The 12,407-nt window shown below is 64.7% G+C and carries 13 protein-coding genes; 9 read left to right on the top strand and 4 right to left on the bottom strand.

Features of this window, described 5'->3' with window-relative positions; genetic code table 11:
* Window positions 1-24: 24 nt before the first annotated feature.
* Window positions 25-570: a hypothetical protein gene (locus tag E9229_RS04245; protein ID WP_183510025.1), complete on the bottom strand. Its 546-nt coding sequence runs from the start codon at window positions 568-570 to the stop codon at window positions 25-27.
* Window positions 571-1,060: 490 nt separating this feature from the next.
* Entirely contained in the window at window positions 1,061-1,978 is a 918-nt protein-coding gene (locus E9229_RS19785) for a LysR substrate-binding domain-containing protein (protein WP_221184367.1), read from the bottom strand.
* A 68-nt stretch (window positions 1,979-2,046) separates the two neighbouring features.
* Between E9229_RS19785 and E9229_RS04235 the strand changes: the two genes are divergently transcribed.
* Complete coding sequence (locus tag E9229_RS04235) at window positions 2,047-2,967, top strand: EamA family transporter (protein WP_246380352.1); 921 nt, start codon at window positions 2,047-2,049, stop codon at window positions 2,965-2,967.
* 83 nt (window positions 2,968-3,050) lie between these two features.
* Window positions 3,051-3,692 (top strand): NADPH-dependent F420 reductase, encoded by a 642-nt coding sequence (locus tag E9229_RS04230; RefSeq protein ID WP_183510024.1) that lies wholly within the window; start codon window positions 3,051-3,053, stop codon window positions 3,690-3,692.
* A gap of 112 nt (window positions 3,693-3,804) precedes the next feature.
* Here E9229_RS04230 and E9229_RS04225 read toward each other — a convergent pair whose 3' ends face one another.
* Window positions 3,805-5,079 carry an IS30 family transposase gene (locus tag E9229_RS04225; protein ID WP_456152386.1) on the bottom strand — a complete coding sequence of 425 codons (1,275 nt, stop codon included), beginning with the start codon at window positions 5,077-5,079 and terminating at the stop codon, window positions 3,805-3,807.
* A gap of 1,139 nt (window positions 5,080-6,218) precedes the next feature.
* Between E9229_RS04225 and E9229_RS04220 the strand changes: the two genes are divergently transcribed.
* From E9229_RS04220 to E9229_RS04195, 7 genes are all read left to right on the top strand, one after another.
* Window positions 6,219-7,037 (top strand): SDR family oxidoreductase, encoded by an 819-nt coding sequence (locus tag E9229_RS04220; RefSeq protein WP_183510023.1) that lies wholly within the window; start codon window positions 6,219-6,221, stop codon window positions 7,035-7,037.
* Window positions 7,038-7,271: 234 nt separating this feature from the next.
* Window positions 7,272-7,394, top strand: coding sequence for a hypothetical protein (locus E9229_RS19640; protein WP_281369445.1), 123 nt, complete (start codon window positions 7,272-7,274; stop codon window positions 7,392-7,394).
* Window positions 7,395-7,406: 12 nt separating this feature from the next.
* On the top strand, window positions 7,407-8,126 hold the full coding sequence (locus E9229_RS04215; RefSeq protein ID WP_183510022.1) for an MFS transporter: 720 nt from the start codon (window positions 7,407-7,409) through the stop codon (window positions 8,124-8,126).
* An 18-nt stretch (window positions 8,127-8,144) separates the two neighbouring features.
* Window positions 8,145-8,504: a hypothetical protein gene (locus E9229_RS04210; RefSeq protein WP_183510021.1), complete on the top strand. Its 360-nt coding sequence runs from the start codon at window positions 8,145-8,147 to the stop codon at window positions 8,502-8,504.
* Window positions 8,501-9,451, top strand: coding sequence for an alpha/beta hydrolase fold domain-containing protein (locus E9229_RS04205; RefSeq protein ID WP_183510020.1), 951 nt, complete (start codon window positions 8,501-8,503; stop codon window positions 9,449-9,451). Before E9229_RS04210 ends, E9229_RS04205 begins: the two co-directional genes overlap by 4 nt.
* Before the next feature lie 193 nt (window positions 9,452-9,644).
* A complete protein-coding gene (locus tag E9229_RS04200) occupies window positions 9,645-10,442 on the top strand; it encodes a dioxygenase family protein (RefSeq protein WP_183510019.1) in 798 nt (265 codons plus the stop codon).
* Between the two features lie 70 nt (window positions 10,443-10,512).
* On the top strand, window positions 10,513-10,698 hold the full coding sequence (locus tag E9229_RS04195) for a hypothetical protein (protein WP_183510018.1): 186 nt from the start codon (window positions 10,513-10,515) through the stop codon (window positions 10,696-10,698).
* 81 nt (window positions 10,699-10,779) lie between these two features.
* On the opposite strand, the gene E9229_RS04190 is transcribed toward E9229_RS04195, so the two are convergent.
* Window positions 10,780-12,164, bottom strand: a protein-coding gene (locus tag E9229_RS04190; RefSeq protein ID WP_183510017.1) for an IS3 family transposase whose coding sequence is annotated in 2 segments (ribosomal slippage) — window positions 10,780-11,846 and window positions 11,846-12,164 — 1,386 coding nt in all. Because the reading frame shifts where the segments join, the coding sequence is not laid out codon by codon here.
* Between the last annotated feature and the right edge of the window lie 243 nt (window positions 12,165-12,407).

Below are 12,407 nucleotides of genomic sequence, written 5' to 3'. Positions count from 1 at the left end.
CCTGGGCGGCACGGGGGTAGTTCCCTACTTCGCTGAATCCTTGTTGATGAAGAGGCACTCGGCCGGCTGGTGGCTGCTCGAGCTGGACGAGGCGACCTCCTTGCCGTCGATGCTCACCGTGCAGGAGATTTTGCCGGTGGCACCCGAGGAGTATTTACCCAGCACCAGGACCTTGGTGAAGTCGGTCGTGGCGGGAAGCGTGACTTCCCGGGTGAAGGGCAGCTTCTGGCTACGCATCTGGGCATCGCTTTCCTTGCTGTCCGACGTCACCACGAGGGCCTTGACCAATGCGGTGTCCTTGGCGCCGGTCACGGTCATCACGACACGTCGTTCGACAGCTGCCTCGGTGCTCGGGGAGGGCGCGGCCGTGGTAGCGGTGGCTTCCGGGGCGGTGGTCGCGCTCGGCGTGGCCGCGGCAGGGGCCTGGGTGGGCACGGAGGCGGTAACCGTCACGGTGGGCGCCGGTGCCGCAGCGGAGGAGCATCCGGCCAGGCCCAGGCCCAGAAGTGCCAGCGAGGTGCCGCCCCTGAGGATTCGAAGAGTGTTTCCTGAAAGGTTCTTGCTAGTCATACCCTCATGTCTACTCCGCCGGCCGGCCACGTCAAAACTGCTTTGGCGTGGCCCTGACCGGAAATGGCCCGGTGAAGCGGTAGGGCTGAACGGCGTCCTCCACTGTCCGGGCTGCGCCGGGATACTTTCGCTACGGGAGCGTGGATCCCTTGCCTCGTACGGAAAGGGAACAAGGCGGAGCCCGGGGTGCCGGCCATCGGTGGCGCCCCGGCTTCAGCTGTCCGAAAGCGCCTCCTTGCCGATTTGCCGATCCGGATGGTGACGAATCACTCATCCATGGCCCGGACCAACGCTACCCGGAGGATCTGCGGGTGCTCCTCGACGATTTCGGCGGAGGCCGCAGGGACGAGCCGGCCCGAACGCGGTGGCCAGGAGAGAGGGGCCATCCACCCAGTGGCAGCCGGTGGTACTTGGCTCGGCGGTGTCCGCAATCCGGTTCGGTGGGGCAAAGGGGAATCAATCCTCTCCCGTACCCGAGGGGCCACCGCGCTTAGGCCTTGCGGCCGAGCCGTTCCAACACCAGTGCCAGGGCGGGCCAGCCGCTGTGTCCGCTGCGGGTCCGGGCATAGGCGCGCAGCCGGAGGTCGGGGTGATGCAGCGGCAGGATGGTGATGACGCTGCACGCCGGGCGGTCCATGGGGAGCAGCCCGACGCCGAGCCTGGCCAGGATCAGCTCCTCAACCAGGTCCAGGCTGTCGGATTGGTGACGCATGTCCGGTTCGAACCCGGCTATCGAGGCGATGATGCGCAGCACCGTCTCGTCGGCGATATTGCGCGAGTTCCCGATCCAGTGGTGTTTCCCGAAGGCAGTGAAGATGGTCGCGGCATCGGCGGCTCCGTCCTTTCCGCCCAACGCTTTCGCCTCCTCGCTGCGTACGCCAAGGCCCCAGGGCGTGCTCCACAGCGGCCGGGTCTCCACCGCCGTGCCGACGGCGTGTGGTGCGAGGTTGTAGTCGTAGGTCAGGGCCAGGGCGACCTCGTCGGCGGCGAGCAGGCGCAGGGCCTCCTCCGGTTCGTGTTCGAGCACCTCGATGGACACTCCGGGATGGTGTTCGGCCAGTTCCCCGATCACCGGCATCAGGGTCCGGCGGATGGCTGTGGCAAAACCGGCGATGCGCAGGGTTACCGACGGCTCGGCTGCGGCATCGAGGTCCAGCCGTGCCGCGTCAACCGCAGCCAGGATCCCCTGGGCATGGCCGGCGAGCCTGCGTCCCTCCGGTGCCAGGCGTACGCCCCTGCCCTCCGGCTCGGTCAGCCGGACTCCGGTGTCCGGCCCAGTTGCGCGATCTGCTGGGAGACCGACGACGTCGTGGTGCCCAGCACATCGGCAACCGCGCGCATCGATCCCATGGGGGAGAGCCCGTAGAGGTATTGGAGGCGCCGGGTATCCATGGAGATCATTGTCCACGGATCATGAACGGTATGTTGATGATTCTCGCGTGGACGCGGACTGCTTGCCTCGTGTCTACTTGACCCATGACTTTGACCCGGTTCCCGAAGACGAGCACCGCCGGCACCGGCACGCTGATGGCATGCGCCGCGATGTGCTGCGTCCAGCTGGGATTGGCGGCCTCCGTCGGTTTGGCCGGCCGGCTCGGTCCCGATGGGGTGGCTTGGCTTCGCCTGGCCTGGGCTGCGGTCATCATCGTGGCAGTCGCCCGCCCGTGGAAGGTTTCCTTCGACAGGGCCACGATCGGAATACTGGTCTTGCTGGGCGTGGCAACCGCGGGAATGACACTGGGCTTCATGTTTGCCGTCCAGACGATCCCGTTGGGTACGGCCAGTGCGCTGGAGTTCCTCGGACCGCTCTCGGTTGCCGTGGCCCAGGGCCGTGGGCGGGCCCGCTGGTGGGCGCTGGTGGCGGCGGTCGGGGTGCTCCTGCTGACCGAGCCCTGGCAGGGTGCCACCGATCCTCTCGGGGTGCTGTGCGCCCTCGGTGCAGCGGTGTGCTGGGCCGCCTACGTGCTGCTCACGCAGAAGGCCGGGGACGCGGTGTCCGGGATTTCCGCGCTGGGCATGTCCATGCCGGTGGCCGCGGTGGTCGCCTCGCTGGCGGTCGGTCCCGCGGTGCTCGGCAACATGGATTGGCAGCTGCTGGCCATCGGGTTCGCGCTGGCGCTGTTGCTGCCGGTGATCCCGTTCAGCCTCGAACTGTCGGCGCTGCGGCGGCTGACCACGGCTGCCTTCGGCACGCTGATGTGCCTGGAGCCGGCTATCGCGGTGGTCGTCGGGCTGATGCTGCTGCACCAGGTACCGCGTCCGGCGGCGGTGATCGGCATCGGACTGGTGATTGCCGCGGGCATCGGAGCGACCCGCTCGGGGGAACGCGTGGTGCCTGTGGACGAACCGGTGGCCGCTGCACCGCTGAGCCCGGTGGCAGCTGACCGGGCATCGTAGCCATAGGGGAAACCGCTGCACGGCGCGGTTGCCATCTGGGGCCTTGACGGAATACCGGCTCCCATGGCGCTGTTGAATACTGCATGACAACGATCGGAATCATCGGAGCAGGACACATTGGATCCCAAATCGCACGCAAGGCCGTGCAGTTGGGTTACGACGTGGTCATCGGCAATTCCCGGGGGCCCGAAACCCTGACGGAGCTGGTGGCAGAACTCGGCCCGCGAGCGCGGGCCGCCACGGCAGCCGGCGCGGCGCAGGCGGCGGACTTCGCCGTCGTTACCATCCCGCTGAAGAACTACAGTCAGCTTCCGGCTGAGGAATTGGCCGGGAAGATCGTCATCGACACGATCAACTACTACTGGGAACGCGACGGCCACATCGAGGTGCTGGATAAGGGCGAGGCCACCACCTCGGGCCTGGTGCAGGAGCACCTGTCCGCTTCGAAGGTCGCCAAGGGCTTCAACCACATTCCGGCTGGGGACATCACCACCGCCGGGTTGCCGGCCGGCAGTGAAAACCGCCGGGCGCTGGCCACCGCCTCCAACCACCAGGAGGCCATCGCGCTGGTCATCGGGCTCTACGACGACTTCGGTTTCGACACCGTGGACATCGGCCCGCTCGCCGAGAGCTGGCGGGTAGAGCGCGACCGCCCGGCCTACGTGGTGCGACAGAATGCCGCGGAGCTGGAGAGCAACCTGGCCCGGGCCCCGCGGCTGATCTGACCCGGCGGATCCAGGAACGGATCCGCAGAGGCAGCTGGCTGCTTCCCGTCGTCGTAGTAACGGCTGGATGTGCCGTATCGGCGAATTCTAGGGGTCGATGCAACACCCGTGGTTATGTCGTGACCAGTAAATCACGTAGACGCTCGGCCGGGGTGTCCCAATCCAACGTTTTACGTGGCCGGCTGTTGAGCTCCTGGGCGACATGCTCCAGATCCTCCAGCCCATAAACACCTAAATCGGTGCTCTTGGGGAAGTACTGACGCAGCAGCCCGTTGGTGTTCTCATTGGACCCGCGCTGCCAGGGACTATGTGGATCGCAGAAGTAGACATCCATGTCGGTCGCGACGCTGAAAGCCAGGTGTTTGGCCATCTCCGACCCCTGATCCCACGTCAGCGAACCACGCAAGTGTTCGGGCAGGGTGAGCATTGCTTCGATGAGCCCGTCACGCACCGATGCGGCCGTGTGATCCACCGGTAGATGTATCAGCATCACGTAGCGGGTGGTGCGTTCCACCAGGGTCCCGATCGCCGAGCCACTGTGCGCCCCGATGATCAGGTCCCCTTCCCAATGCCCGGGCACGGCACGGTCCTCAACCTCTGCCGGGCGCTCAGAAATATTGACCATTGGATCCCGGAAACGCTCCGTACGCTTCCGGGGATTCTTGTGCTTTTTGCGTCGGGTGCGCCCGGTACGCAGGGCCGATTTCACCTCCAGGCTTAGCCCACCACGGGCCTGAAGATAGAGGGCCTGATAGATCGTTTCGTGGCTCACGCGCATAGAGGGGTCATCGGGGAACTCCTTGATCAACAAGTTCGAAATCTGCTCCGGGGACCAGTGCTTACGTAGCTTGGCAAGCACGTAATCACGCAGTTCTCCCGGCGCTGCCAGCTTACTGGGCTTGGGCCGCTGGCGCTGGGCGGTGGAGGTTCGCTGGGCGGTGTAGGGGCGGTATCCCAACACAGGGTGGGAGTTGCGCTTGATCTCCCGGCCAATCGAGCTGGGGCTACGCCCCAGCTCCCGGGCGATGGCCCGCTGCGAGGCACCGGCTTGGAGCATGTCCCGAATCGTTTCGCGCTCGGGCAGCGACAGGTAGCGGGTGCTGTTCGTGGCTTCGAGGACCTCCAATGGAATCTCGGGGATCAGCGCAGGTTCCAGGTTCCCGGGGTCGAGGCTGGCCGGTGAATCGGGCACCCGAACCCCTAAAACGGGCAAGCAGGTTTCGAGCGCAGGTGTTTCGCAGACGAGTGTGGTCACCTCCTGTTTATACGCGTCTGATGAAAGGTTTGGGGTATCAAGACGATCTATGACCGGCATCAGTGCCTGTTCCCAGCGGGCTGCATTCTTCCGCTCTGCGCCCGTGGCGGCTACGGCTGTCTTCTGGGGCATGCCCTCACGGCGTAGTGCCAAGTATTGATCGCGTTGACCCGAGAGCCGGGGGATGTTGCGGATCCCGGCGGCCCTGGCCCAACTGGCGCCTTGGCTGGGTTCCACGCCCACCTCCCGGGCGGCGACGGTGACGCTTCCCACGCGCGCCAGTGCGGTGAGGAACCCCTCGCGCAAGGGTTTGAGTTCCTGTTCTCTGGCGCTCAGGGCGCGCTGGGGCCTGCGGGTGACCGCCTTGATGGAATAGGCCCAGTTGAATGCAGTTTGGACGTTGATCCCCAGCTGCCGTGCAGCATCGGCGACGTTGTTCAGGCGGTCGTGCAGGACGAAGAACTCCTCGCGCTGCGCGGGGGTGTATTCCTGTCCCGGGGGCTGGGCAGTGGTGCGGGACCACATGGTGCAAGTGGCACGGTTGAAGCCCAGTTCCCGGGCTGCGGCCGCGATGGTGCCCAGACGGTCCAGCGCCTCGAAGAACGCGGTCTTATCTTGGGGTGTGTGGCGCCGGTTGGAGCGCTTAGCCGGGGCCGGGGGTGTGGCGGCTGTTTTTCCCCTTAAGGAAGCATTATTTGATGGTGAGGGTGCGGTGTTCATGGTTGTTGCATCTCCCGAGGGATTCGGGGGTGTTGCAACGATCACTAGAACTCAAGATCCCGGGTCCAGACCAGGGCATTGCATCCGGTGTTCCACCGGGTGCCCGGTGCAGGGGGAAGTGAGGTTCAGGTCCAGTGCTTCACCGGCGGGCATGCGGTGAAGGCAGCGGCGACAGTGATCGCCGGCCGCAGTGGTGTCCCGAGCAGCAAGTTGAAGGGACCGCCCATCGGCCGCCACATCGATGAGAATCGCGTGGACCGGACCGCTGTGGATCGTGCATGTCTTCTCATCCCCTGGCGAAAAAGCACGGAACGACCAGCGCCCTGGCCGTTGGCCCAATGTCTCGCAGACCCTCCGGCGGTGATGCCCTGGAGCCGGGGATCCGTTCGACGGCGACCCGTGGTGGCGGGCATTTGACGAAGGCCGGTCGATCCGGACGGTCATCGCGGTAGGGTTCAATCAACCGCAGGTCATCGCTGTTTGCAGGGTGGTCCGGGCGGTCGTTGGCCGGTCTGTCACGGCCCCTCGATCCGAGCGAACTAGGAGCAACCATGCGCCACCCCTTGAAGAACCAGCGCGTCCTGATCACCGGCGGCGGCAGCGGCATCGGCCGCCTGCTCGCCCTCGGGGCCGCCCGCCGCGGCGCGCGCATCGTGATCTGGGACCTGGACCCGGAGGCCGGGGAGGCTGTCCGCGATGCGGTCCGCGCCGCCGGTGGCTCAGCGGAATCCTTTGCCCTGGACGTGTCGAACAAGGATGAGGTCACGGCGATGGCCGACGCCGCCGGTCCGGTCGACATCGTGGTGAACAACGCCGGGGTGGTCACCGGCAAGAAGCTGCTCGATGCCAGCGAGGAGGCCATCGAACGCACCATCCGGGTGAACACGCTGGCGCTGTTCTGGGTCACCCGCGCGTTCCTCGGCGGCATGATCGAGCGCCGCCGAGGGACTATCGTGACCGTTTCCAGTGCTGCGGGCCTGGTCGGCGTCGCGAAGCAGACCGACTATTCGGCCTCCAAGTTCGCCGCGTTCGGGTTCGCTGAATCACTGCGCGTCGAGCTGGCGAAGGACGGCACCGGCGTCAACTCCCTAGTGGTCTGCCCGTACTACACGGATACGGGTATGTTCGACGGCGTGCAGACGAAGTACCCGCTGATCCTGCCCATCCTGAAGCAGGACTACGTGGCGGAAAAGATCCTCAACGCGATCGAGGCCGGTAAGGGGCAGCTGGTGATGCCGCGCGCCGTGCACGCGCTGGCCCTGGCCCGCATGCTGCCGGTGTTCCTCTTCGACAAGCTGGCCAACGCACTGGGAGTCAACAACACCATGGACCACTTCGTGGGGCGCCCCGCGAAGGCCGCCAAGCGCTGAACCGACCCGTCCGGGGCGCGGAACCTCGGCCCCCGAGACGGTGATCAAACCCGAAATACCCCCGGGATACCCTGTGCCCGGGGGCCATTTCGTCGTGTGCTTCCCACCGTTCCCCGAGGAGCCGTACGATGCTCTTTCCGGTGCCCCGGTTGCGCTGGACTGTTCGACGCAATGGCCTGCAGGACAGTCCATTACTGGTCCGGTGCAGGTGAGAAGGTAATGAACGGAGTTTTGATGAGCGAAGCGTCGAAAACTGCAGCGCAATCGACCGGTGTGGAGGTGTCCGGACAGGTGAAATTCCTGATCTCGGCGATGCTCTTCCACAGTTACGTGCTCATTGCCGTCGCCTGGAACTGAGGCGACCTGTATGTGCGCAGCCTCGGATTCAATGCCTCGCGCACCGCACTGATGACCAACGCGATTACGCTCGCGCAGGTGATTGGCAGCCTCCTCGCAGCCAACGTGCTGCTACGCATGGGACCCCGGCATGCCTTCACGCTCGCTTCGGGACTGATCGTCCTGGGCGGGCTGGTCTCGCTGACCGACGCATTCCCGCTGATCTTCTTCATTCGCTTCGTGCTCGTGCTCGGGCTCAGTGGTGCGCTGATGGTGGTGCTGCTCTCGGGCATCGTCGCGCGACTGCTCACCGGAGGTGCGCTGCAGGTCGCCAACGGGTTGAACTCGGTCGCCTTTAATGCCGGCCTCGCCGTTGCCCTCACCTTCGGCTCGCAGATGGCCGGAAACCCCGCGTTCGCCGCTGTCCTGGCAGCCTCCCTGTCCCTGGTCTTGTTACTGCTCTGGCTCATCGTCGCGCGGCGGGGGTTGAAGGGTCCGGTCAGCCAGGGTGTCGCGGTCGATTCCTCCTTCACCATGCGTGACGGATTCCGGCAGTGGTTCAACTGGGTCTTCGCCCTCTCCTCCACGGGCTTCCTCTCCTACTACATCGTCGCCTTCACGTTCATGGACCCTGAGACGATCCGATGGGTCGTCTCTGCGGGAGTCGTCGGCGCGCTTTCCGCGACGCTGGTTTCGACCCGCGTGCCCGATGTGCACAAACCCACGGTCGTCGTGGTCTGTGGTGCGGCGTAGGTCATCGCCGCCGCGGCCGTGCTCGCCATGACCGACCACCGCCTTGCGCCGTTAATCGGGGTCATCCTCGGGCTCGTGATCTTCTTCCCCATGCCGTTCTTCGTGCAGCTCGCATTCATCCGCCCCGGCGTCAGTCCGCGCCAGATCGCCGTGACCTTCTCGATCTTCCGGGCCGTCGCCTACGCTGGATCGGCGCTGTTCATCCAGATTTTCGCGTGGATCGCGGATGCGACGGGTGGGCTGGAAAACGGCATTCCCGTCTCGAACGTCCCGCTCGCCTTCATCGTGGTCGTTGAGTCGACGTTCGTGATCGGCGCCTACCTGCTGTGGAGCTGGTTCAAGAAGAACCCGCCGCCCGAGGCGGAGGCCAAGGCATGAGCATGCATTCGGCGTTCCGCGAATACCTTGATGGGTTGAACCCGCTGGTCGAGCAGGCGGCACGCGACGGTTTCGTCCCGACGCCTGAATCCGCCCGCGCCGCCTTGGTCGGCCTCAGTGCCTTCGTCTTGCCGAGCGTTGCCGACGCTCGGGTGTTCGATGCCGTGGTTGGCGGGGCCGACGCGGTGCCCGTGCGCGTGTACGTGCCGCGGCCGGAATCCCCCAGCGACGTCATCCTGTTCGTCCACGGCGGCGGGCACAGGCCGGAGACCTCGAGGTCTATGATTCCTCCGCACGGCGCACGGCGTACGGCGGCGGCAACCGGCATGGTCGTCGTATCGGTGGACTACCGCCGATCGCCCGAGGCCTTGTTCCCCGAGGGGCTCGGCGACGTCTACCGGGCCCTGCGCGATCTCGATGTGGTGCTCGGGAATGTGGAAACGACGGGCAAGATCCAGGCGGTGGCCGACTCCGGTGGGGCCGCGAAGGTAGAATCCATTGCGATGCCCGTTGCCGCTGGGCAGTGGAGCTCGCCGATCGACCGGCAGCTACTGCTCTACCCGAGTGTCGACTACACCATGGGCGGTGAGAGCCTGCGCGAGTTCGCCACGGGGTATTTCCTCTCCGCCGAGCGGGTGAAGTGGTATTTCGACAACTACTTCCCCGCCGGTGCGGACCGAGCCGCCGCATCGCCGTTGTCGGGGCCCTTTGCGCCGGAGATGCCAGAGACTTTGGTGATCGCCGTCGAGTACGATCCGCTCCTCACGAAGGCCGTCGAATATGTCGAGCGGATGAGGGCGGCGGGTGCCCGCGCGCACCTGGTGATCGCGCCGGGCATGCTGCACGCTTTTGCGTTCTCCGAGGACAAGGTGCCCGAAGCGATCTCCCGCCTCTATGCGCTCATCGCCGAGTTCCTCACCGACGGGGGAGCGCCTGCCGGCTGGTAGGGGATGAGCCAAGCCCGGCCCCTGATCTGCGCGGGAGGGGGAGGTCCTCGGCTTCCCTTCCAGGCACGTGCGGGGTGGTTCTTGAGCCGAGGGCAGGCCCGCAGCCGCCGGTGGGGGCGCGTCCGGCGGTAACACAGCATGGTTTATGCCAGTATTGATTGAAGCATCAAGTAATTCGGCATATGCTTGAACCATGACACAGACAGCAGCCCTTCCTCCCGTCCTGTTCCTGAGCCACGGAGCCCCTCCGCTGGCCGACGACGCCCACTGGACCGGAGAGCTCGCCGCCTGGTCGGACACCATTCAAACGCCCAAGGACATCCTGATGGTCTCCGCGCACTGGGAAAACGCCCCGGTGACGCTCAGTGCGACCGAGCAGAAGAACGAGCTCGTCTACGACTTCCGGGGCTTCGCGCAGAAGTACTACGACGTCCGCTATGACGCACCGCTGGCCCCGGATCTTGCCGCCGAGGTCGAACACCTGACGGTCAGCCACGGCCACCACATCGAACGCGATGAAACCCGCGGGCTCGACCACGGCGCCTATGTGCCGCTGAAGGAGATGTTCCCCGATGCCGATGTGCCGGTGGTGCAGATGTCGATGCCGACGCTGGACCCCGCGGGACTGTTCGACCTGGGCCAGTCGCTGGCCCCGTTGCGTGAACGCGGCACGCTGATCGTCGGATCGGGCTTCACCACGCACAACCTGCGCTGGTTCAATCCGGCGGCAGGTCCGGACACCGAGCCCCCGGCCGCTTCCGCGGAATTCGACCACTGGGCCGAGGAAGCCATGACCCGCGGCGACGTGGACTCCATCCTCGATTACCTGCACAAGGCTCCGGCCGCCCGCGAGGCGCACCCGCGCTCCGAACACTGGGCGCCGCTCTACGTAGCACTCGGCGCGGCCTACGCATCGGGCGGCATCGAGGCGAAGACGGCGATCGACGGCTTCTGGTTCGGACTGTCCAAGCGTTCCTGGACGTTGAGCTAAGCATCCGGTGTGCCCGTCGCGTTCACATCGAACTATTATTGCTGCTGCCGAATGGACGAAGGTCCTCGCCATGAAGGGCGGCCGTGACAAGGCCAGCCAGGTATTCGAACTGACGGGGGCCGAGGCCCGGTTGGGCTGTGAATCCAGTGGTGCTAGGGAGCTCGGCGTCGGAGCCATCTACCTTGGGAAGGAGGGGGCCGGCCTGAGCGCCGATGGTGTTGCCGGCTGGACGGTAGCCATCGGGGAGAAGCATTAAGCGCCGCCAATCGATAACGCGGGTTCCCCTGACACTTTGTCGGGGGCCGGAACTTTTCAAGTCAAACGGTGCCAGCGTGAGTTAGACAGCCTCTTTTGCGATGGCCTCAGCTGGTTGGTTGATCCACGCGGGCCCAGGTAGGGCCAGGATCTTGGCGTCGGTACTGCTGGTGAATCGTTCGGGATGTTTCGCCCTGGCCGCGGCCAGCGTGTTGGAGCGCTTCTGCGCGACCCCGTCGGCGTGGCCGTAGTGCACGTTGGCCGGCGTGTGAAAACCGATGCCAGAGTGCTGATGATGGTGATTGTACCAATCCACGAAGTCACTGATAAAGGCCCGCGCATCACCCAGGGAACCAAAGCGTTCTGGGAACGTTGGACCATACTTCAAAGACTTAAATAACGACTCTGAGTAGGGATTATCATTACTGACTCTCGGTCGGGAATGAGATCTGGTGACACCCAAGTCCGAAAGCAGCGCGGCCACGGTCTTCGACGTCATGCTCGTGCCACGATCGGCGTGCACTGTTTCGGGGATGCCATGGACCCCGAATATCTCCTTCATCATCTCCACCGCCAGCACCGCTGACTCGGTGGCATGTACGTGGGCCCCAACGATGAACCGCGAGTGGATATCCATCATCAAATAGCAATCAAAGTACTTGCCTTTGACCGGGCCAGCTAACTTGGTTATATCCCAACTCATGACCTGACCAGGGGCGTTAGCGACCAACTCCGGAATAGCCCGGGGTGGGTGCGTGGCCAGGCGCCGGCGCTCCATCACCTGCCGATTCTCGTTCAGCAACCGGTAGAACGTGGAAACCGACCCCAGATAGATACCCTTATCGAGCAGCTTCGCATAGACCTGCTGCGGTGGTAGATCCACGAACTGGAGCGAGTTCAACGCGGCCAAGATCTCCGCACGTTCCTCGCTGCTCAGCTTGTTCGGCGGCACCACCTGAATGTGATCTTGCGGTGCGGCGGGTTTGCGGTAGACCGTGGTGCGCGAAACCCCTGTCAGTGCCGCGGCTTCGCGGGTGGAGAGCTGTTGGTCACGAAGCTGCTGGTAGGCACCCATCATTTCTTCTTGGACTTCGGCGCTGCTGGTGATTCTGAGATGGCGTTCTCGAAGAACGCCGAGAGTTTTTCCATGATTCCCAAGGCTGCCTCGGTCTGCTTCAACCGGCCCTCGCTCACCTCCAGCTGGCGGCGCAAACGCGCGATCTCTGACTGCTCAGCAGTCAGCTTCCCGATAGCTTCACCGGCCTTCTTGCCCTGCAGGACGCCGGCGTCACGCTGCTTGCGCCATTCGGTCATTTGCGAGGAATACAGGCCTTGCTCCCGCAGGAAAGCGTTCCCTTCCTGACGGGTGCAGGCTTCCTCGTATCGGGTCAAAAATTCAAGCTTCTGCGCGGGGGTGAAGGACCTACGTGGGGTCGGTCCACCGGAGCGCGGTCCGGAACTACTCATAGATCCATCTTGGCCTACATCGGCCAAAACTAGGTTAGACATATTGATCGGTTTCCTACTTCTCGCCCTGCGCCATCGGGGTGACTTGCTATGTCACGTTGGCACCGTTCAACCCTGGCACATAGGGGCACCCGAGTTCATGTCTCGTGTGGAGGTTGCTTGACGCGATGTCGCCACATAGCGTAGGTGCCAAACGAGTTATCAGAGCATCACCATTGGAGACGAATGTCCAAGAAAAGTAAG

The organism is Paeniglutamicibacter cryotolerans, from assembly GCF_014190875.1.
Lineage (GTDB): Bacteria > Actinomycetota > Actinomycetes > Actinomycetales > Micrococcaceae > Paeniglutamicibacter > Paeniglutamicibacter cryotolerans.
The sequence above is the reverse complement of the archived record's forward strand: the minus strand, read 5'-3'. Positions and strand labels throughout refer to the sequence as shown.

Excerpts from the sequence above, each read along its gene's own strand:
- E9229_RS04230 (WP_183510024.1), top strand. The coding sequence starts at position 3,051 with ATGACAACGATCGGAATCATCGGAGCAGGACACATTGGATCCCAAATC.
- E9229_RS04200 (WP_183510019.1), top strand. The coding sequence starts at position 9,645 with ATGACACAGACAGCAGCCCTTCCTCCCGTCCTGTTCCTGAGCCACGGA.
- E9229_RS04205 (WP_183510020.1), top strand. The coding sequence starts at position 8,501 with ATGAGCATGCATTCGGCGTTCCGCGAATACCTTGATGGGTTGAACCCG.
- E9229_RS04225 (WP_456152386.1), bottom strand. The coding sequence starts at position 5,079 with ATGCCCCAGAAGACAGCCGTAGCCGCCACGGGCGCAGAGCGGAAGAAT.
- E9229_RS04235 (WP_246380352.1), top strand. The coding sequence starts at position 2,047 with ATGACTTTGACCCGGTTCCCGAAGACGAGCACCGCCGGCACCGGCACG.
- E9229_RS04220 (WP_183510023.1), top strand. The coding sequence starts at position 6,219 with ATGCGCCACCCCTTGAAGAACCAGCGCGTCCTGATCACCGGCGGCGGC.
- E9229_RS04195 (WP_183510018.1), top strand. The coding sequence starts at position 10,513 with ATGAAGGGCGGCCGTGACAAGGCCAGCCAGGTATTCGAACTGACGGGG.
- E9229_RS04245 (WP_183510025.1), bottom strand. The coding sequence starts at position 570 with ATGACTAGCAAGAACCTTTCAGGAAACACTCTTCGAATCCTCAGGGGC.
- E9229_RS19640 (WP_281369445.1), top strand. The coding sequence starts at position 7,272 with ATGAGCGAAGCGTCGAAAACTGCAGCGCAATCGACCGGTGTGGAGGTG.